The sequence below is a fragment of the Pseudomonas sp. NFACC46-3 genome, from assembly GCF_900114515.1.
GTDB lineage: Bacteria > Pseudomonadota > Gammaproteobacteria > Pseudomonadales > Pseudomonadaceae > Aquipseudomonas > Aquipseudomonas fluorescens_Q.
Genome location: NZ_FOTH01000008.1, coordinates 89,496 through 108,719, shown reverse-complemented (window position 1 = coordinate 108,719; position 19,224 = coordinate 89,496). Strand labels below are relative to the sequence as shown.

General features: G+C 61.5%; 16 protein-coding genes. 7 read left to right on the top strand and 9 right to left on the bottom strand.

Annotated elements, in window-relative coordinates:
- Positions 1–40: 40 nt before the first annotated feature.
- The 3 genes from BM300_RS11295 to algW form a co-directional block, all read right to left on the bottom strand.
- Positions 41–760 (bottom strand): DUF4198 domain-containing protein, encoded by a 720-nt coding sequence (locus BM300_RS11295; RefSeq protein ID WP_092462893.1) that lies wholly within the window; start codon positions 758–760, stop codon positions 41–43.
- A 10-nt stretch (positions 761–770) separates the two neighbouring features.
- Positions 771–2,876, bottom strand: coding sequence for a TonB-dependent siderophore receptor (locus BM300_RS11290; protein ID WP_092462891.1), 2,106 nt, complete (start codon positions 2,874–2,876; stop codon positions 771–773).
- Positions 2,877–3,201: 325 nt separating this feature from the next.
- Positions 3,202–4,362 (bottom strand): Do family serine endopeptidase AlgW, encoded by a 1,161-nt coding sequence (gene algW / locus BM300_RS11285; protein WP_014340162.1) that lies wholly within the window; start codon positions 4,360–4,362, stop codon positions 3,202–3,204.
- Positions 4,363–4,466: 104 nt separating this feature from the next.
- On the opposite strand from algW, the gene BM300_RS11280 reads away from it, so the two are divergent.
- The 3 genes from BM300_RS11280 (at position 4,467) to cysN (ending at position 8,287) form a co-directional block, all read left to right on the top strand.
- Positions 4,467–5,225 carry a Nif3-like dinuclear metal center hexameric protein gene (locus tag BM300_RS11280; RefSeq protein WP_092149529.1) on the top strand — a complete coding sequence of 253 codons (759 nt, stop codon included), beginning with the start codon at positions 4,467–4,469 and terminating at the stop codon, positions 5,223–5,225.
- 236 nt (positions 5,226–5,461) lie between these two features.
- Positions 5,462–6,379 (top strand): sulfate adenylyltransferase subunit CysD, encoded by a 918-nt coding sequence (cysD, locus tag BM300_RS11270; protein ID WP_003178041.1) that lies wholly within the window; start codon positions 5,462–5,464, stop codon positions 6,377–6,379.
- 9 nt (positions 6,380–6,388) lie between these two features.
- Positions 6,389–8,287: a sulfate adenylyltransferase subunit CysN gene (gene cysN, locus BM300_RS11265; protein ID WP_063324412.1), complete on the top strand. Its 1,899-nt coding sequence runs from the start codon at positions 6,389–6,391 to the stop codon at positions 8,285–8,287.
- Between the two features lie 132 nt (positions 8,288–8,419).
- On the opposite strand, the gene BM300_RS11260 is transcribed toward cysN, so the two are convergent.
- Genes BM300_RS11260 through BM300_RS11250 form a run of 3 tightly spaced genes read right to left on the bottom strand, consistent with a single transcriptional unit; the run spans position 8,420 to position 11,828 of the window.
- Positions 8,420–9,328, bottom strand: coding sequence for an acyltransferase (locus BM300_RS11260; RefSeq protein ID WP_072344415.1), 909 nt, complete (start codon positions 9,326–9,328; stop codon positions 8,420–8,422).
- On the bottom strand, positions 9,329–11,428 hold the full coding sequence (gene pta / locus BM300_RS11255; RefSeq protein ID WP_063324414.1) for a phosphate acetyltransferase: 2,100 nt from the start codon (positions 11,426–11,428) through the stop codon (positions 9,329–9,331). It lies immediately after the preceding gene.
- 55 nt (positions 11,429–11,483) lie between these two features.
- On the bottom strand, positions 11,484–11,828 hold the full coding sequence (locus BM300_RS11250; protein ID WP_072344588.1) for a DUF3565 domain-containing protein: 345 nt from the start codon (positions 11,826–11,828) through the stop codon (positions 11,484–11,486).
- Between BM300_RS11250 and BM300_RS11245 the strand changes: the two genes are divergently transcribed.
- The 3 genes from BM300_RS11245 to BM300_RS11235 all read left to right on the top strand — a co-directional run bounded on the left by BM300_RS11245 (position 11,797) and on the right by BM300_RS11235 (position 14,240).
- The gene (locus BM300_RS11245; protein ID WP_003205467.1) at positions 11,797–12,282 is read left to right on the top strand and encodes an FKBP-type peptidyl-prolyl cis-trans isomerase; all 486 of its coding nucleotides are present in this window, start codon (positions 11,797–11,799) and stop codon (positions 12,280–12,282) included. The genes BM300_RS11250 and BM300_RS11245 overlap by 32 nt on opposite strands.
- Before the next feature lie 121 nt (positions 12,283–12,403).
- Positions 12,404–12,886: a glutathione peroxidase gene (locus BM300_RS11240; protein WP_072344396.1), complete on the top strand. Its 483-nt coding sequence runs from the start codon at positions 12,404–12,406 to the stop codon at positions 12,884–12,886.
- Between the two features lie 250 nt (positions 12,887–13,136).
- Positions 13,137–14,240, top strand: a complete 1,104-nt coding sequence (locus tag BM300_RS11235) for an NADH:flavin oxidoreductase (protein WP_092462890.1) — start codon at positions 13,137–13,139, stop codon at positions 14,238–14,240.
- A gap of 138 nt (positions 14,241–14,378) precedes the next feature.
- Here BM300_RS11235 and BM300_RS11230 read toward each other — a convergent pair whose 3' ends face one another.
- Together BM300_RS11230 and cysZ are read right to left on the bottom strand one after the other, a co-directional pair.
- The gene (locus BM300_RS11230) at positions 14,379–15,578 is read right to left on the bottom strand and encodes a glycosyltransferase family 4 protein (RefSeq protein WP_092149519.1); all 1,200 of its coding nucleotides are present in this window, start codon (positions 15,576–15,578) and stop codon (positions 14,379–14,381) included.
- 40 nt (positions 15,579–15,618) lie between these two features.
- Positions 15,619–16,374 carry a sulfate transporter CysZ gene (cysZ, locus tag BM300_RS11225; RefSeq protein ID WP_063324418.1) on the bottom strand — a complete coding sequence of 252 codons (756 nt, stop codon included), beginning with the start codon at positions 16,372–16,374 and terminating at the stop codon, positions 15,619–15,621.
- A 310-nt stretch (positions 16,375–16,684) separates the two neighbouring features.
- Here cysZ and trxB point away from each other — a divergent pair, with 310 nt between their 5' ends.
- Positions 16,685–17,647, top strand: coding sequence for a thioredoxin-disulfide reductase (gene trxB / locus BM300_RS11220; RefSeq protein ID WP_030139882.1), 963 nt, complete (start codon positions 16,685–16,687; stop codon positions 17,645–17,647).
- 175 nt (positions 17,648–17,822) lie between these two features.
- On the opposite strand, the gene BM300_RS11215 is transcribed toward trxB, so the two are convergent.
- Positions 17,823–19,073 carry a 2-aminoadipate transaminase gene (locus tag BM300_RS11215; protein ID WP_092462888.1) on the bottom strand — a complete coding sequence of 417 codons (1,251 nt, stop codon included), beginning with the start codon at positions 19,071–19,073 and terminating at the stop codon, positions 17,823–17,825.
- Positions 19,074–19,224 lie beyond the last annotated feature (151 nt).

Genomic DNA, 19,224 nt, shown 5'->3' with positions numbered 1-19,224 from the left:
CCGCCCGGAGCAAGCTCGCTCCCACATTAGGTTCTGGGCGTTACTCGTGATGCGGCTCACCCAGGAAGGTCAATGAGGTGAACACGCCACGGGTGGCCACGTCCTTGTTGTCCTTGAGCGCAATTTCCATCTGCGCCGCGATCACATTCAAGCCTTCGTTGCGCACCAGCACCTTGGCCCGGCCTTCTGCGTCGGTTTCAGTCGATACGGTGTTCGGCATGCTGCGGTAGTCGCCCACCAGTTTCACACCAGCCGCGGGTTTGCCGTCCAGCAGCACCCGTACCGGCAATGACTGGCCCGGGCCAACGGTCAGCGGGTCGACTTCCGGCAGGATCACGAACTTGATCGGTGCAAGCGCCGGCAGTTTCGCCCCCGGCTCATAGATCGCCAGGCTGTATTTGAACGTATGGGTCGATTCGATCGCCCCGGGTACTTTGCTGCGGCCTTCGTTGATCCACTTCTTGTCGGCCGTCTGGGACCACATGCCGTTGTCCAGCGCCACGGCCAGCACCGCTGGCGGCTTGAGCGGTTGCAGGCGGGCGTGGTCCGGCAGGCGCTCTACGGTGACGGGGATCATCTTGCCGCCCAGGTCATAGGCCCAGGCACCACTGATTTTCTGCGCCTTGAAGGCATTGTCTTCGGCACCGTGGCCGTAGATCACTTCGACGTTGCCGCGACGCTGTTCGGACCACAGGCCATGGGCCGAGGCCTGTGTGGCCAGGAGCAGGCCAAGCAGGGCGAAGGTCTTGGGGTATTTCATGCTGACTTCCTTATAGATCGAGGGTGAGGCTGACAGTGAAGTTGCGCGGATCGCCGGGAGTGACCCAGTAATTGCTGTAGGAGCGTTCGTAGTATTTTTCGTCGAAGACGTTATTCAGGTTCAGGCCCACGGTGACGTCATCGCTGGCCTTGTAATGGGCCAGCAGGTCCACGGTGTGGTAGGCCGGCAGTTCGAAATCCTTGCCGGCTTCGCCCGAGCGATCGCCGACGTAAGTGAACGCCGCGCCAACATCCGAGCCGCGCAGGTGCCCATCCTGGAATTCGTAGACCCCCAGCAGGCTGCCGCTGTGTTTAGCGACGCCGAGGATCCGGCTGCCTGTGGGGTTTCCCGGGTCACCCTTGGTCACTTCGGCGTCGATGTAGGCATAGGCGCCGATCACCCGCACGGCGTCGGTCACCTGCCCGGTCAACTGCAAGTCGATGCCCTGGCTGCGGGCCTTGCCAATGGCGCGGCTGAAGTCGGTGCCGGCGACCGGGCTCAGGACGTTTTCCTTCTCGATATGGAACGCCGCCAGGGTGGTGCTCAGGCGATCGTCGAACAACTCGCTCTTGATCCCCACTTCATAGCCGACCCCTTCCTCGGGATCGAAAGTCTTGCCGCCGGCATCCAGGCCGTTGTTGGGTTTGAACGAGGTGGAGGCGTTGGCAAACAGGCCGACCTCGGGCGTCAACTGATACAGCAGGCCGGCCCGTTGCGTCAGGGCGTCGTGGCGTTGGCGGCTGGTGAGGTGGGTGTTGTGGTCGTCGATGCTTTGCTCGAAATGCTCATAGCGCACGCCGAGCATGCCCCGCAGCTTGTCGGTGAAGACGATCTGGTCCTGCAGGTTCAGTGCGCGGCTTTGTACATGTTCGAAAAAATCGGGGCCGGTGCGTTTGCCATCAGGTTTTGGCTGGCCGTAAATCGGTTGATAAATGTCGATGGGATAAGCGCTGCCGTTGATGGTGGTCACGCGCTCGTTCTTGCGATAGTCCTCATATTCCGTGCCGATCAACAGTTCGTGCTGCCAGGGGCCGAGGTCGAACATTCCACGCAATTCAAGTTGGGTGATGCTGTCGTGCCAATTGTTGTCGCGCTCGCGGTAGCGGCGGTTCACCGTGTGGCCGTCGGCATTCAACGGGCGTGCTTCGGAAGCGAATCCCCAGAGTTCACCCTGCTTGTAATGGCTGGCCAAGCGTAACTGCCAGGCGTCGTTGAGCTGATGCTCGAGGGCGGCCTGGAGCATGTTGTTGTGATTGTCGATGTCGCCGTCGTTGGGCTCGCCCAGGAACGTCGAGCGGGAAACGCCGCTCCAGCGATTGTTCGGAGCGACGATGCCGCGGTCGAACGTCGAGCTGTGGCGCACGATTTCGCTTTCCACCAGCAACCGCGTATCGGGGTTCAGTTGCCAACTGATGGAAGGCGCAACGAAAACACGTTTGCTGCCGACATGGTCGCGAAAGCTATTGTTGTCCTCGACCGCCAGGTTGACCCGCGACAGCAGGTTGCCTTCGGTGTCCAGTGGCGTGTTGACGTCCAGCGCAGTGCGGTAGCGATCCCAACTGCCAGCGCTGGTTTGCAAGGTGGTGAAGGCTTCGGGCTGGGGTTTCTTGGTGACTATGTTCACCGTACCGCCGGGATCGCCCCGTCCATACAGGCTGGCGGCTGGGCCCTTGAGTACTTCGATGCGTTCGATGTTCGCGGCGTCCGGGGTGCTTGGATAACCGCGGTTGGCGCTGAAGCCGTCCTTGTAGAATTCCGATGTGGTGAAGCCGCGCACGCTGTATTCGTAGAGCGTCAGGCCACCGAAGTTGTTCTGCTTCAATACACCGCCGGCGTATTCCAATGCCCGTTCGACGTTGGTGCTGCCCAGGTCCTTGAGCACGCTGGCGGGAATCACGCTGATCGATTGCGGGATGTCGCGCAGGGCGGTGTCGGTTTTGGTGGCACTGGCGGAGCGGGTGGCGCGATAGCCTGTGACGGGGCCGGAGGGGGATTCGTAGTCGGACGTCACGCTGATGGCGTCCAGTTCCAGCGGTTGGATTTCCTCGGCGTAGGCCGGATCGCCCAAAAGGCCGAAGGCCAGGCTGGCGAAAGACATCCGTGTTAGAGATGACATGTTATGTTGTTCCAAATCTTATAGTTGAAACAATATAACACTGCTAATGAGAATTTATGCTATCTGTAATTTCAAGTGAAATCTGGATGGGTTTGCCAGGGGGATCACTTTGGCGGAGCGGATAGGATTTTTTGTGGCGAGGGAGCTTGCTCCCGCTGGGCCGCGAAGCGGCCCCAAAACCTGCCAATGCGGAGCATCAGACACACCGCACCCGCCGGTTTACGACCGCTTCGCGGCCGAGCGGGAGCAAGCTCCCTCGCCACAGGTCATTTTTCTGAAATGAACTGCATTCAGGAGGACTGGCCACCCGGGAAGTTGCCCGCGGCTACTGCTCTTCCTTGAGCACCACCGGTGCCGGCGGTGGGCGCAGGCCGATTTCAGCGGTGAGCTTGAGTTCCTTGCCATTGCGCATGACCTGGATCGTTACCTTGTCGGTGGGCTTGATCCGCGCCACCTGGTTCATCGAGCGGCGGCCATCGCCGGCCGGCTCGCCATCGATGCTCAGGATCACATCGCCCAGTTGCAGGCCGGCCTTCTGCGCCGGGCCGTCGCGGAAAATTCCCGCCACCACGATACCGGGCCTCCCGGACAAGCCGAAGGACTCCGCCAGTTCCTGGGTCAGCGGTTGGACTTCAATACCCAGCCAGCCACGGATCACCTGGCCGTGCTCGATGATGGACTTCATCACCTCCATCGCCAGCTTCACCGGAATGGCGAAGCCGATGCCCTGGCTGCCGCCGGACTTGGAGAAGATCGCCGTGTTGATCCCAGTGAGGTTGCCGTTGGCATCCACCAGCGCGCCGCCGGAGTTGCCCGGGTTGATCGCGGCGTCGGTCTGGATGAAGTCTTCGTAGTTGTTCAGGCCCAGCTGGTTGCGTCCGGTGGCGCTGATGATGCCCATGGTCACGGTCTGGCCGACACCGAACGGGTTGCCGATGGCCAGGGTGACGTCGCCGATGCGGATGCTGTCTGAGCGGCCGATGGTGATGGCCGGCAGGTTCTTGAGGTCGATCTTCAGCACCGCGAGGTCGGTTTCCGGGTCGCTGCCGATCACTCGCGCCAGGGTTTCACGACCGTCCTTGAGGGCTACCACGATCTGGTCGGCGCCGCTGGTGACGTGGTTGTTGGTCAAGATATAACCTTCCGGGCTCATGATCACGCCCGATCCCAGGCTCGACTCCATGCGCTTCTGCTTGGGCGAGTTGTCGCCGAAGAACCGCCGGAATTGCGGGTCTTCGAACAGCGGATGGCTGGGCTTGTTGATGACCTTGGTGGTGTACAGGTTCACCACGGCTGGCGCGGCGGTGGTCACGGCGTCGGCGTAGGACACCGGCCCCTGTTGCACAGCCTTGGTTTGCGGCGCCTGCTGCAGGTTGACATCAAGGCTTGGCAGGCCGACCCATTCCGGGTAGCGCTGGATAATCAGTAGAGCGACAAGCACGCCGGCCAACAGCGGCCAGCCGGAAAAACGCAGCGCCTTGAGCATTAAGCACGTCCTACAAAGGTTGCAGGCGGTATGAGACCGCCCATAATGTCGCGCATTATACGAGGCCGCGCGTGCCTCTGAACGGGATATTTAGGAGTCTTTTCATGGCGGTAGCCCTGAACACCCTGGTCGAAGAAGCGGACCGTTACCTGGCCAGCAGCCGGATTGCCGATTACTGCCCCAACGGCCTGCAGGTCGAAGGTGCACCCCAGGTGATGCGCATTGTCAGTGGTGTCACCGCCAGCCAGGCCTTGCTTGACGCTGCCGTCGAGGCCGAGGCCGACCTGGTGCTGGTGCATCACGGTTATTTCTGGAAGGGCGAAAACCCTTGCATCACCGGCATGAAGCAGCGTCGTCTCAGGACCTTGCTCAAGCATGATATCAGCCTGTTGGCCTATCACTTGCCGTTGGACCTGCATCCGGAGGTGGGCAATAACGTGCAACTGGCCCGCCAGTTGGACATCACTGTCGAGGGACCGCTGGATCCGGACAATCCCAAGATCGTCGGCCTGGTCGGCTCCCTGTCCGAACCGATGACGGCCCGGGATTTCGCGCGCAAGGTCCAGGAAGTCATGGGGCGTGAGCCGTTGTTGATCGAAGGCGAGCAGATGATCCGCCGGGTTGGCTGGTGCACCGGTGGCGGCCAGGGCTATATCGATCAGGCGGTATTGGCCGGCGTCGACCTGTATCTCAGCGGCGAGGCGTCGGAGCAGACGTTCCACAGTGCGCGGGAAAACGGCATCAGCTTCATCGCCGCCGGGCATCATGCGACCGAGCGCTACGGTGTCCAGGCATTGGGCGATTACCTGGCGCGACGCTTTGCCCTGGAGCACATCTTCATCGATTGCCCGAATCCCATTTGACTCACTCAGATCCCTTGTGGGAGCAAAGCTTGCTCGCGATGACGTCGGCACAGGCGACGCCGCTATCGCGAGCAAGCTTTGCTCCCACAGCGTTCACTGCAATACCCGAACCACCAGGCATATCCATATGCTGTTTCGATCTAGTTGGCGCCCTGATTAGAAGAGGTCGCTGTGCTAGGATTCCCCGCTCGAACACGGCCCGCTGGCCGTTCATAAGAAAGTTTTCGTGAGTAGCCATGGTCGACAAACTGACGCATCTGAAACAGCTGGAGGCGGAAAGCATCCACATCATCCGCGAGGTGGCCGCCGAGTTCGATAACCCGGTGATGCTGTACTCCATCGGTAAAGACTCCGCCGTGATGCTGCACCTGGCACGCAAGGCGTTCTTCCCCGGCAAGCTGCCGTTTCCGGTGATGCACGTCGACACCCGCTGGAAATTCCAGGAAATGTACAAGTTTCGCGATCGCATGGTCGAGGAACTGGGCCTGGACCTGATCACCCACGTGAACCCGGACGGCGTGGCGCAGGGCATCAACCCGTTCACCCACGGCAGTGCCAAGCACACCGACATCATGAAGACCGAAGGCCTCAAGCAGGCCCTGGACAAATATGGTTTCGACGCCGCGTTCGGCGGTGCCCGTCGCGATGAAGAGAAATCCCGCGCCAAGGAGCGCGTGTACTCGTTCCGCGACAGCAAGCACCGCTGGGACCCGAAGAACCAGCGCCCGGAGCTGTGGAACGTCTACAACGGCAAGGTCAACAAAGGCGAGTCGATCCGCGTATTCCCGCTGTCGAACTGGACCGAGCTGGACATCTGGCAGTACATCTACCTCGAAGGCATCCCGATCGTGCCGCTGTACTTTGCCGCCGAGCGGGAAGTGATCGAGAAGAACGGCACGCTGATCATGATTGACGACGAGCGCATCCTCGAGCACCTGTCGGATGAAGACAAAGCCCGTATCGTCAAGAAGAAAGTGCGTTTCCGTACCCTTGGCTGCTACCCGTTGACGGGCGCGGTGGAGTCCGAGGCCGAGAGCCTGACGGACATCATCCAGGAAATGCTCCTGACGCGAACTTCCGAGCGCCAGGGCCGGGTCATCGACCACGATGGCGCAGGCTCGATGGAAGATAAAAAACGTCAGGGTTATTTCTAAGGGGTTGTCATGTCGCACCAATCTGATTTGATCAGCGAGGACATCCTCGCCTACCTGGGCCAGCACGAGCGTAAAGAGCTGCTGCGCTTTTTGACCTGCGGTAACGTCGACGACGGCAAGAGCACCCTGATCGGGCGCCTGCTGCACGACTCCAAGATGATCTACGAAGATCACCTGGAAGCCATCACCCGCGATTCGAAGAAAGTCGGCACCACCGGTGACGACATCGACCTGGCGTTGCTGGTCGACGGCCTGCAGGCCGAGCGCGAACAAGGCATCACCATCGATGTCGCGTACCGCTATTTCTCCACCGCCAAGCGCAAGTTCATCATTGCCGATACCCCGGGCCATGAGCAGTACACCCGCAATATGGCCACCGGTGCGTCCACCTGTGACCTGGCGATCATCCTGGTGGACGCCCGCTATGGCGTGCAGACCCAGACCCGACGTCACAGCTTCATCGCCTCGTTGCTGGGCATCAAGCACATCGTCGTCGCCATCAACAAGATGGACCTCAAGGACTTCGACCAAGGTGTGTTCGAGTCGATCAAGGCCGACTACCTGAAGTTCGCCGAAGGCTTGAAGATGAAGCCCACCAGCATGCACTTCGTGCCGATGTCGGCCCTCAAGGGCGACAACGTGGTGAACAAATCCGAGCGCTCGCCGTGGTACACCGGCCAGTCGCTGATGGAAATCCTCGAGACGGTGGAAGTGGCGGGCGACCGTAACTTCACCGACCTGCGTTTCCCGGTGCAGTACGTCAACCGTCCGAACCTGAACTTCCGCGGTTTCGCCGGCACCCTCGCCAGCGGCATCGTGCACAAGGGCGACGAAGTGGTGGTGCTGCCGTCGGGCAAGAGCAGCCGCGTGAAATCCATCGTCACTTTCGAAGGCGAGCTGGAACACGCTGGTCCTGGCCAGGCAGTCACGCTGACCATGGAAGACGAGATCGACATCTCCCGTGGCGACCTGTTGGTGCATGCCGACAACGTGCCGCCGGTCACCGACAGCTTCGAAGCGATGCTGGTGTGGATGGCCGAAGAGCCGATGTTGCCGGGCAAGAAATACGACATCAAGCGCGCCACCAGTTACGTGCCGGGCTCGATTGCCAGCATCGTCAACAAGGTGGATGTGAACACCCTTGAAGAAGGTCCGGCCAGCGCGTTGCAGCTCAACGAAATCGGCAAGGTGAAGATCGCCCTGGATGCGCCGATTGCCCTGGACGGTTACGAGAGCAACCGCACCACCGGTGCGTTCATCGTCATCGATCGCCTGACCAACGGCACAGTCGGTGCCGGCATGATCGTCGCCCAGCCGCTGGCTCACGGCAGCAGCACGCACCACGGCAAACAGGCCCACGTGTCGGTGGAAGAGCGTGCCCAGCGCTTCGGCCAGCAGCCGGCCACGGTGTTGTTCAGCGGCCTGTCGGGCGCGGGTAAAAGCACCCTGGCCTATGCGGTGGAGCGCAAGTTGTTCGACATGGGGCGTGCGGTCTTCGTCCTCGATGGCCAGAACCTGCGCCATGACCTGAACAAGGGGCTGCCGCAGGATCGTGCCGGACGTACCGAGAACTGGCGCCGTGCGGCTCACGTCGCGCGTCAGTTCAACGAAGCCGGCCTGCTGACCCTCGCCGCGTTCGTTGCGCCAAATGCCGAAGGGCGTGAGCAGGCCAAGGACCTGATCGGCAAGGAGCGTCTGTTGACGGTCTACGTCCAGGCCTCGCCAGCGGTGTGCGCCCAGCGTGATCCGCAAGGGTTGTATGCCGCCGCTGGCGACAACATCCCAGGCGAATCCTTCCCGTATGACGTGCCGCTGGATGCCGACCTGGTGATCGACACCCAGTCGCTGACACTGGAAGAAAGCGTCAAGCAGGTCCTGGACCTGCTGCGCAAGCGTGGGGCGATATAAAGAGGTGCAGCTGTAAGTTTTTAGCTGCAAGCGGCAAGTAAAAGCCCGCAGGTGAGTGATCATCGGCGGGCTTTTTGTTGTCTGGAGGGACGCTATCGCGGGCTTGCTCGCGATGAGGCCAGTACAGACACCTCAAGACTTAGAGGGATACTCGCGGTGCATCTGCGCAAGCAACGCATCCTTGTCCTGCCACAACTGGTTGATCCAGCCCTGGAACTCCAGGCGATACACGCCGTCCTGATCGTAGTTCTTGCCAATGAACTGCGGTGGGATCTTCAGTTCCTGGAAATGCACCACCACCTCGTCCATCTTGCCGCACAGCAGATCCCAATACCCCGGACGCCCGCCCGGATAATGGATCGTCACGTTGATGATCGACTCCAGTTGTTCACCCATGGCGTCGAGCACAAACGCGATGCCGCCGGCCTTGGGTTTGAGCAGGTAGCGAAACGGTGACTGCTGCTGGGCATGCTTGCCTTCGGTGAAACGCGTGCCTTCGACGAAATTGAAAATACCCACCGGATTGTCGCGAAACTTTGCGCAGGTCTTGCGGGTGGTTTCCAGGTCCTTGCCTTTCTTTTCCGGATGCTTTTCCAGGTAAGCCTTGGAGTAGCGTTTCATGAACGGGAAGCCCAGCGCCCACCAGGCCAGGCCGATCACCGGTACCCAGATCAGTTCCTGCTTGAGGAAGAACTTCAACGGCCGGATGCGTCGGTTCAGCACGTACTGCAACACCATGATATCGACCCAGCTCTGATGGTTGCTGGTGATCAGGTACGAATGCTGGTAGTCCAGGCCCTCCAGGCCGCTGAGGTGCCAACGGGTACGACGCAGCAGGTTCATCCAGGCCTTGTTGTTGCTGATCCAGGCTTCGTGGATGTGGCCCATCAACCAGTCAGTGAAGCGCTGGGCAGCGGGGAAGGGCAGCAACAGCTTGAAGATCGCCACGATGAACAGCGGTGTGCAGCAGGCGATGGTGTTCAGCGCCAGCAGCAGCGAGGCAATGACGCCGCGCAAGGGGGCAGGCAGAAAGTCCAGCATTTAAATGTCCAAAGGTCGGTTGGCGGCTTGGATCGCGGTCAAGGCGATGGTGTACACGATGTCGTCGACCTGGGCGCCGCGCGGCAAGTCATTCACCGGTTTGCGCAAGCCTTGCAGCATCGGCCCGAGGCTGACGCAATCGGCGCTGCGCTGCACGGCCTTGTGGGTGGTGTTGCCGGTGTTGAGGTCCGGGAAGATGAACACCGTCGCCCGACCGGCCACCTGGCTGTTGGGCGCCAATTGCCGTGCCACGGTTTCGTTGGCGGCGGCGTCGTATTGCAGCGGACCATCGATCAACAGGCCGTGCTGGGCCTCGTGGGCGAGCAGGGTGGCTTCGCGAACTTTTTCCACTTCTTCGCCACTGGCCGACTCACCGCTGGAGTAGCTGAGCATCGCCACCCTCGGCATGATGCCGAACGCGGCGGCCGAGTCGGCACTTTGCAGGGCGATTTCCGCCAGCTCCGCAGCGCTGGGGTGCGGGTTCATCACGCAGTCGCCGTAGACCAGCACTTCTTCGGGAAACAGCATGAAAAACACCGAGGACACCAGGGAGCAGCCTGGCGCGGTCTTGATCAGTTGCAACGCCGGGCGGATGGTGTTGGCGGTGGAGTGGATGACGCCCGATACCAGACCGTCCACTTCATCCAGGGCCAACATCATGGTACCGATGACCACGGTGTCTTCCAATTGCTGCTCGGCCATCGGCGCGTTCAGGCTCTTGCTCTTGCGCAACCTCACCATGGGTTCGACGTAGCGCTCGCGAATCGAATCCGGGTCGAGAATCTCCAGCCCCGGCGGCAGTTCGATGCCTTGGGCGCGGGCCACCGCTTCGACGTCGGCCGGTTTTGCCAGCAACACGCAGCGGGCAATGCCCCGGGCCTGGCAAATGGCGGCAGCCTGGACGGTCAAAGGTTCGCTGCCCTCGGGCAGCACGATACGTTTGTTGGCGGCCTGGGCGCGCTGGATCAACTGATAGCGGAACACCGCTGGCGACAGGCGCATTTCCCGTGGCGTGCCGCAGCGCTGGTGCAGCCACTTGGCGTCCAGGTGGCTGGCGACAAAATCGGTGATGATCTCTGCACGTTCACGGTCATCAATGGGGATTTCCTTGTTCAGGCCGTTGAGCAGGTTAGCGGTGTCATAGGAGCCGGTGCTGACCGACAGAACCGGCAACCCCGCCTGCAAGGCGCCGCGGCACAAGTCCATGATGCGCGGGTCGGGCAGGGTGTCGCTGGTCAGCAGCAGCCCGGCCAGCGGCACGCCGTTGATCGCTGCCAGGCTCACGGCCAGGATGATGTCGTCGCGATCGCCGGGGGTCACCACCAGCACGCCGGGCTTGAGCAGTTCCACGGTGTTGCGCATGGTGCGGGCGCAAATGATGATGTTGCTCATGCGCCGGGTTTCGTAGTCGCCGGCATTGAGCACCTGCGCGCCCATCAGGTCGGCCACGTCGCGGGTGCGCGGGGCATTGAGTTCGGGGCGAAACGGGATGCAACCGAGCAGGCGGAAATCGCCGCTGCGCAGCAAGGGCGAGTGCTCTTTGAGCCGTGCGGAAAACGCCTCCATGCTTTCGTCGGTGCGGACCTTGTTCAGGATCACCCCGAGAACTTTCGGGTCCTTCGGCCCGCCAAACAACTGCGCCTGCAACTCTACCCGGCCAGACAGCTCGGTCAGCACTTCGTTTTCCGGTGCCGACACCAGGATGACCTCGGCGTCCAGGCTCTTGGCCAGGTGCAGGTTGACCCGGGCGGCGTAGCTGGCGTTGCGGGTCGGGACCATGCCTTCGACGACCAGCACGTCCTTGCCGATGGCCGCCTGCTGATAAAGGGTAATGATTTCCTCCAGCAGCTCATCGAGTTGGCCGTCGCCGAGCATGCGCTCGACGTGCGCCAGGCCCAGGGGCTGCGGCGGCTTGAGGCCATGGGTGCGGGCTACCAGCTCGGTGGAGCGTTCCGGCCCGGTGTCGCCGGGGTGAGGTTGGGCAATGGGTTTGAAAAAGCCGACTTTCAGCCCGGCTCGTTCAAGGGTACGCACCAGCCCGAGGCTGATGGAGGTCAGGCCCACACCAAAATCGGTGGGCGCGATAAAAAAAGTTTGCATGCGGATTCTCTAAGGGAGCATGGCAAGGGTGTGACCTATGACTGGTCATCTACCATCAATTCCAGTCGCCAAGGTTATCGCTAACCGGGGCCTGTGCGCACCAGCCGCAGTCAAAGGGCTGGCCTATTTTTTCAATGCGCTGCGCAGGGTCCAGTACCCAGGCCCGGGACTGCCAGGGTGGCTGGTGGCGCAGGTGTTGGGTATGGCCACAGGAAAGCTCGGCCACCCAGTGCCCGTCCTCGTCCTGATGGAAGCCGGTGACCGTCGGTCTGTTCGGGCAAGTCCGTTTGTCCGGGTTCCGTTCGCTTTCGGGCAAATCCTTGTTTAGACTTGTCCGTTCTTCATTCTTATGCAAAAGGTCTCGCCCCATGCTGATCGCCGCCAATAAGGCTGTCTCCATCGACTATACCCTGACCAACGACGCTGGTGAGGTCATCGACAGCTCTGCCGGCGGCGCTCCGCTGGTCTACCTGCATGGCGCAGGCAACATCATCCAGGGCCTGGAAAAAGCCCTGGAAGGCAAAACGGTCGGTGACGACCTGAACGTTACCGTCGAGCCGGAAGACGCCTATGGCGAGTACTCCGCCGAACTGGTCAGCACCCTGAGCCGCAGCATGTTCGAAGGCGTTGATGAGCTGGAAGTGGGCATGCAGTTCCACGCTTCCGCCCCCGATGGCCAGATGCAGATCGTCACCATTCGCGACCTGGAAGGCGACGACGTCACCGTTGACGGCAACCACCCGTTGGCCGGCCAGCGTTTGAACTTCAAAGTCAAGATCGTCGACATCCGTGACGCCAGCCAAGAAGAAATTGCCCATGGTCACGTCCATGGCGAAGGCGGCCATCACCACTGATTTGTGCGCTACGCTCAAATGACCAGTGAACTGGAAAGGCGCCATACGGCGCCTTTTTAGTCGGTTGCTGTTAGCATCAACCATGGCTGTTTCGAAAAGATCCGCAAACCTGGAGTTCGTCATGAGTGCTTTCCACGACCTTAAACTCAAAGCCCTGGATGGTCAGGAGCTTGCTCTGGCGCCGTTCAAGGGGCAAGTCGTGCTGGTGGTCAACGTCGCCTCCAAATGTGGCCTGACGCCTCAATACGCGGCGCTGGAAAATCTCTATCAGCAATACAAGGCCAAGGGCTTCAGCGTGCTGGGCCTGCCCTGCAATCAGTTCGCCGGGCAGGAACCGGGAACCGAGCAGGAAATCCAGGACTTTTGCAGCCTCAACTACGGCGTGACGTTCCCGCTGTCCAGCAAACTGGACGTGAACGGCCATGATCGTCACCAGTTGTACCGCCTGCTGGCGGGCGAGGGGGCCGAGTTTCCCGGGGACATTACCTGGAACTTCGAAAAATTCCTGCTCGGCAAGGACGGCCGGGTGCTGGCGCGTTTCTCGCCGCGCACGGCGCCGGATGACCCCACGGTGATCCAGGCGATCGAAAAAGCGCTGGCTTGAAAGCCCGGCGTGCCCCCTGTGGCGAGGGAGCTTGCTCCCGCTGGGCTGCGTAGCAGCCCTTTTTCTTTGCGGTTGCTGCGCAACCGAGCGGGAGCAAGCTCCCTCGCCACAGGGTTTCATGGTTGAGCAAACACCGCTGCGATTCCTTTTAATCCTTAATCATTCCAATCAATAGTGCTACCCAGCACTCGGCACGGCACATATTATCGCCGTCATATCGACCTGCGACCTTGTCCCGTGGAGTGCCCCCATGCCTGTAAAAGCCCTGTTCAAACCCTTCCACCTCGGCACGCTCGAGCTGCCGACCCGCGTGGTGATGGCGCCGATGACCCGTTCCTTTTCGCCGGGCGGCGTGCCGAACAGCAAGGTGATCGAGTATTACCGTCGTCGTGCGGCGGCCGGGGTTGGCCTGATCATCACCGAGGGCACGACGGTGGGGCACAAGGCTTCCAACGGCTACCCGAACGTGCCGCATTTCTATGGTGACGCCGCGTTGGCCGGCTGGAAAAAAGTGGTTGATGCGGTACACGCCGAAGGCGGCAAGATCGTTCCACAGCTGTGGCATGTGGGCAGTGTGCGACGCATCGGCACCGAGCCGGACGCCAGCGTGCCGGGCTATGGCCCGAGCGAAAAGCTCAAGGACGGCCAGGTGGTGGTCCACGGCATGACCCAGGCGGACATTGACGAGGTTATCGCCGCGTTCGCCCAGGCGGCAAAAGACGCTCAAAGCATCGGCATGGACGGGGTGGAAATCCACGGCGCCCACGGCTACCTGGTGGACCAGTTCTTCTGGGAAGGCAGCAACCAGCGCACCGACGGTTACGGCGGCAGCCTGGCCAACCGTTCGCGCTTTGCGATCGAATTGATTCGTGCCGTGCGCGCGGCGGTGGGCGAAGGTTTCCCGATCATTTTCCGCTTCTCCCAATGGAAACAGCAGGACTACACCGCGCGTCTGGTGCAGACCCCTGAAACCCTGGGCGAATTCCTCAAGCCATTGTCCGAGGCGGGCGTGGATATTTTCCACTGCTCGACACGGCGCTTCTGGGAGCCGGAGTTCGAAGGCTCCGAGCTGAACCTGGCCGGCTGGACCCGCAAGCTCACCGGCAAGCCCACCATCACCGTCGGCAGCGTCGGCCTGGATGGCGAGTTCCTGCAGTTCATGGTCAACACCGACAAAGTCGCGCAACCGGCCAGCCTGGAGAAATTGCTGGAGCGCCTGAATAACGAGGAGTTCGACCTGGTGGCGGTGGGGCGTGCGCTGCTGGTGGATCCGGACTGGGCACAAAAAGTGCGCGAAGGACGGGAGCAGGAGATCTTGCCGTTCAGTCGCGAGGCGTTGATGAGCCTGGTTTAAGCGGCGCCTGATCTGACGCTATCGCGAGCAAGCTCGCTCCCACATTTTGATCTTCAGCGAACATGAGTCTGGTGTTCGACAAAGATCCCCTGTGGGAGCGAGCTTGCTCGCGATGGCGATTTCAATATTGCCGAAGACTCAGCGCACTGTCGGCGCAGCGGGTATCACTGATTCGCCGACACAAACCCCACGCAACTGCGCCTCGAATTGTTCGATCACCGCCGCCCAACCTTGGCGACTGGCATGTTGGCGCGCATTGAGCCTCACGCAACGCAAGGCCTCGCGCTCTTCCAACAGCCAACGGGCCCCCTCACAGAACGCTTCTTCATCCCCCGGCATTGCCAGCACACCGTTGTACCCATGGCGAATGTGCTGCGCGGCGGCGGCCTGGTCGTAGGCCACCACGCCCAGCCCGGACGCCAGCGCCTCCAGCACCACATTGCCGAAGGTTTCGGTCAGGCTCGGAAAGACAAACACATCCCCGGACGCATAGTGGCTGGCCAGCGCCTCACCGCGTTGCGAGCCGCAAAAGATCGCTTCGGGCAATTCCTGTTCCAGCTCGGACCGCTGCGGGCCGTCGCCGACCACCACCAGCTTCATCCGTCGCCCCGGGAAAGCGCTGCACAGCGTGTCGAAACTGCGCTTGAGCAGCCCCAGGTTTTTTTCCGGTGCCAAGCGTCCGACATGGAGCACGGCGATGTCGTCGTCGCCCAGGCCCCACGCTTGGCGCAGGCTCGACGAGCGCTTGACCGGGTGAAACAGTTGACTGTCCACGCCGCGGGACAACAACGCCACGCGCTCGAAATGTCGTCGCTCCAGTTCCAGGCGCTGGCTGAGGCTGGGCACCAGGGTCAGGCTGGAGCGGTTATGAAACCAACGCAGATAATGGGTCAGCACGCGACTCAACAGCCCAAGGCCGTACTGCTGGGTGTATTGCTGGAAGTTGGTGTGGAAGCCGCTGACCACCGAGATACCCAGGCGTCGGGCTGCGCGCAGGGCCGACAGACCCAGCGGTCCTTCCGTGGCGATGTACAGCACGTCCGGACGATGGCGTTTCCAGCGTCTGAGCAGTTTGTGCATCGACGCCTGGCCCCACTGCAAACCCGGATAGCCCGGCAGCGGCCAGCCCCGGCACAGCAGCAACTGCTCGTCACTGGCCTGGCGTTGGTCGTCGACCTGGCGCGGTCGTATCAGCTCGACTTGATGCCCGCGGGCGAGCAAGCCGTCGTACAGGCGGCCCAGGGTATTGGCCACGCCATTGATTTCCGGCGGGAAGGTTTCGGTGATCAGGGTAATGTGCAGAGGTGTGGTCATGACCCCAGTGTCGACCGGGGCCATTTCGTCATTGTGACGCCAGGATGATGGATTTGTGACTGGCTCAGCCCTGGCGGGCCAACGCGGTCTCGGCACCTTGCTCACGGACCCAGAACAACGTCGCGCCGGCCACCGCTGCCGGCATCATCAGGATGTTCACCACCGGGATCAGCAGCACCAGGTACACGCTGCCGCCAAAACCCAGGCTCTGCCAGCGTTTTTCCCGCAGCCAGGCGAGCATTTCGTTCCAGCCCAGCTTGTGGTTGTCCGCCGGGTAGTCGATGTACTGGATCGCCATCATCCACACGCCGAACAGCAGCCACAGCGGTGCCGCCACCAGGTTGACCACGGGGATGAACGACAGCACGAACAACCCCAGGGCGCGGGGCAGGAAATAGCCAAGCTTGCGCGCTTCCCGCCCGAGGGTCCGCGGGATCATGGCAATCAACTCGGCCCAACTGAAGGCAGGGAAGTCGTCGGTGCCACGGATGACCACTTCGACTTTTTCCGCGAGAAAGCCGTTGAACGGGGCGGCGATGACGTTGGCGAGCATGGTGAAGGTGAAAAACACCATCAGCACGACGAGCACCACGAACAGGGGCCAGAGGACATAGCTGAGGAAACTGAGCCAGTCCGGCAGCGACGGCATCAGCGTATCGACCCACAGGCTGAACTGGTGGCCGGCCAGGTAAATCAATCCGACGAACAGCACCAGGTTTATCGCCAGGGGCAAGAGTACAAACAAGCGCAGGCCCGGGCTCAAGACCAGCTTGAGGCCCTCTCGCAAATATTGCGGGCCGGACAGGACGGGGGCGGGCATAGGTGGCTCCGAGCGAAGGTGAACGCGCCGACCTTACCGGCTTTGCCCCGCCCGGGAAAGCGGCGACATGGCGTGTAACAACGTTTCTTGAGGCGAAGGCGCCTATTGAAAGGGCCGCGGGGGATAGAGCTCACCTATGAGCTGGATTGTTAATCCGTATTTCCTTAATCTTCGCTCCCTCGATACGCTGCACCCATTCTTTTCCAGGACTGTCGAACCCAAGCCTTCCCCAAGTGCGTCAACGGTCCTTTTTATTCACGCCGCTCACCCGGCGTTCCGGCCCGCAAGGTCCGGTCAACAGGAGCAGGTCATGTCTGAAGTGCGTCATTCGCGAGTGATTATTCTCGGTTCCGGCCCTGCCGGTTACAGCGCTGCGGTTTATGCGGCCCGTGCCAACCTCAAGCCACTGCTGATCACCGGCATGCAGGCCGGCGGTCAATTGACCACCACCACCGAAGTCGATAACTGGCCGGGCGATGTCCATGGCCTGACCGGCCCGGCCTTGATGGAGCGCATGAAGGAACACGCCGAGCGCTTCGAGACCGAGATCGTTTTCGACCACATCAATGCCGTGGACTTCGCCGCCAAGCCATACACCCTGACTGGCGACAGCGCGACCTACACCTGCGATGCCTTGATCATTGCCACCGGTGCCAGCGCTCGTTACCTGGGCCTGCCGTCGGAAGAAACCTTCATGGGCAAAGGCGTTTCCGCCTGCGCCACTTGCGACGGTTTCTTCTACCGCAACAAGCCTGTGGCGGTGGTCGGTGGCGGCAACACCGCGGTCGAGGAAGCGCTGTACCTGGCCAACATCGCCAGCACGGTCACTCTGATCCACCGTCGCGAGACTTTCCGCGCCGAGAAGATCCTGATCGACAAGCTCAACGCCCGCGTCGCCGAAGGCAAGATCATCCTCAAGCTCAACGCGACCCTGGACGAAGTGCTGGGTGACAACATGGGCGTGACCGGTGCCCGCCTGAAGAACAACGACGGCAGCTTCGACGAGATCAAGGTTGACGGCGTCTTCATCGCCATCGGCCATACCCCGAACACCTCGCTGTTCGAAGGCCAGCTGGAACTCAAGGACGGCTACCTGGTGGTCAAGGGCGGCCGCGACGGCAATGCCACCGCCACCAGCGTCGAAGGTATCTTCGCGGCCGGCGACGTGGCCGACCACGTCTACCGCCAGGCGATCACCTCGGCCGGTGCCGGTTGCATGGCAGCCCTGGACACCGAGCGCTACCTGGATGGCCTGCAGAACGCTTCGTTCTGATCTATCAGGCATTAAAAAACCGGCTTCGGCCGGTTTTTTAATGGGGGGATGTTTATCAGTGGTCTCCTGTGGGAGCTGAGCTTGCTCGCGATTGCGGTGGGTCATGTGCAGTCATTTTTGAATGTGCCGCCGTCATCGCGAGCAAGCTTGGCTCCCACAGGGTGAGTGGGGATGTCTAGACCAGCTTCGCCAGGCACGCCTCCAGAATATCCAAGCCTTCCTCCAACACGTTCGGCTCGGTCGTCAATGGCGCCAGCAGCCGCACGATGTGTCGCGACTTGCCACTGGGCATCAGCAACAAGCCCGATTCCCGCGCCAGGGCCAGCAGTTGCGTCAATTGTGCCGAAGCCGGGGTGCCGTCGGCGTGGGTCAGCTCGATGCCGCGCATCGCGCCGACGCCGGTCAGGCGGCCCAGGTAGGGCGTCAGCCCACGGTTGCGCCAGGATTGGTAGCGGCTGACGATTGCCTCCTCCTGTTGCGAGCCCCAGGCATGCAGGTTGGCGTCGGTCATTTCATCCAGGGTCGCCAGGGCGGCGGCGCAGGCGATGGGGTTGCCCGAGTAGGTGCCGCCCAGGCCGCCCTTGGGCAGGTTGTCCAGTAGCGCCTTGCGTCCCACCACCGCGCCCAAGGGCACGCCGCCGGCAATGCTTTTACCGAGCAGGACCAAGTCAGGTTCGATGCCGAGCCGTGAGAAGGCAAAGCGCTGGCCGGTGCGGCCGAAGCCGGACTGGATCTCATCGACGATCAGTACAATGCCCTTGTCGTCGCAGAACTGCCGCAGGGCCTGGGCGAAGGGCACATCCATCGCCAGGAAGCCGGCTTCGCCCTGCACCGGTTCGACAATGAAACAGGCCACGTCATTCACGTCGATTTCGACGCTGAACAGCCGCTCCATGGCCTTCAAGGCTTCTTCGCGGGTGACACCGTTGTCCTTGCTGGGGTACGGCAGGTGATACACCGGCCCGGGCAATACGCCGACTTTCTGCTTGTAAGGCGCGACCTTGCCGTTGAGGTTGAGGGTCGCCAGGGTGCGGCCGTGAAAGGCGCCATCAAACGCAATCACGGCGGTACGGCCCGTGGCGCCGCGTACGATCTTCAAGGCGTTTTCTGCTGCCTCGGCGCCGCTGTTGGTGAGCATGCCGCTGACCGGATAATCCACCGGGACAAACGCCGTCAGCCGTTCCATCAATTCAATGTACGGTGTATGGGGGGCGGCATTGAATGCGTAATGGGTCAACCGGGTGGCCTGTTCACGGATCGCCTCGACGATGCGCGGATGGCAATGGCCGAGGTTCAACACACCGATGCCGCCGACGAAATCGATGTAGCGTTTACCGTCGGTGTCCCAGACCTCGGCATTCTTGCCGTGGCTGAGGCTGACGGGATGCACGATGGAGATCGATTGGCTGATGGTTTCGCTGCTCATGGAAGACGGCCCGGACGATGGAGAAATTTCCGTTATCTAAGCCGCGAGCAGAGGGGCCCGGCAAACGAAATAAAGTTGCCGGGTCAATCTTAAAAGTCGGGATGTGGTGAGGCGCCGCTCACTTGGACTCAGCCTGTGGCGAGGGAGCTTG

Coding starts and splice junctions, on each gene's coding strand:
- BM300_RS11295 (WP_092462893.1), bottom strand. CDS start 760: ATGAAATACCCCAAGACCTTCGCCCTGCTTGGCCTGCTCCTGGCCACA.
- BM300_RS11290 (WP_092462891.1), bottom strand. CDS start 2,876: ATGTCATCTCTAACACGGATGTCTTTCGCCAGCCTGGCCTTCGGCCTT.
- algW (WP_014340162.1), bottom strand. CDS start 4,362: ATGCTCAAGGCGCTGCGTTTTTCCGGCTGGCCGCTGTTGGCCGGCGTG.
- BM300_RS11280 (WP_092149529.1), top strand. CDS start 4,467: ATGGCGGTAGCCCTGAACACCCTGGTCGAAGAAGCGGACCGTTACCTG.
- cysD (WP_003178041.1), top strand. CDS start 5,462: ATGGTCGACAAACTGACGCATCTGAAACAGCTGGAGGCGGAAAGCATC.
- cysN (WP_063324412.1), top strand. CDS start 6,389: ATGTCGCACCAATCTGATTTGATCAGCGAGGACATCCTCGCCTACCTG.
- BM300_RS11260 (WP_072344415.1), bottom strand. CDS start 9,328: ATGCTGGACTTTCTGCCTGCCCCCTTGCGCGGCGTCATTGCCTCGCTG.
- pta (WP_063324414.1), bottom strand. CDS start 11,428: ATGCAAACTTTTTTTATCGCGCCCACCGATTTTGGTGTGGGCCTGACC.
- BM300_RS11245 (WP_003205467.1), top strand. CDS start 11,797: ATGCTGATCGCCGCCAATAAGGCTGTCTCCATCGACTATACCCTGACC.
- BM300_RS11250 (WP_072344588.1), bottom strand. CDS start 11,828: ATGGAGACAGCCTTATTGGCGGCGATCAGCATGGGGCGAGACCTTTTG.
- BM300_RS11240 (WP_072344396.1), top strand. CDS start 12,404: ATGAGTGCTTTCCACGACCTTAAACTCAAAGCCCTGGATGGTCAGGAG.
- BM300_RS11235 (WP_092462890.1), top strand. CDS start 13,137: ATGCCTGTAAAAGCCCTGTTCAAACCCTTCCACCTCGGCACGCTCGAG.
- BM300_RS11230 (WP_092149519.1), bottom strand. CDS start 15,578: ATGGCCCCGGTCGACACTGGGGTCATGACCACACCTCTGCACATTACC.
- cysZ (WP_063324418.1), bottom strand. CDS start 16,374: ATGCCCGCCCCCGTCCTGTCCGGCCCGCAATATTTGCGAGAGGGCCTC.
- trxB (WP_030139882.1), top strand. CDS start 16,685: ATGTCTGAAGTGCGTCATTCGCGAGTGATTATTCTCGGTTCCGGCCCT.
- BM300_RS11215 (WP_092462888.1), bottom strand. CDS start 19,073: ATGAGCAGCGAAACCATCAGCCAATCGATCTCCATCGTGCATCCCGTC.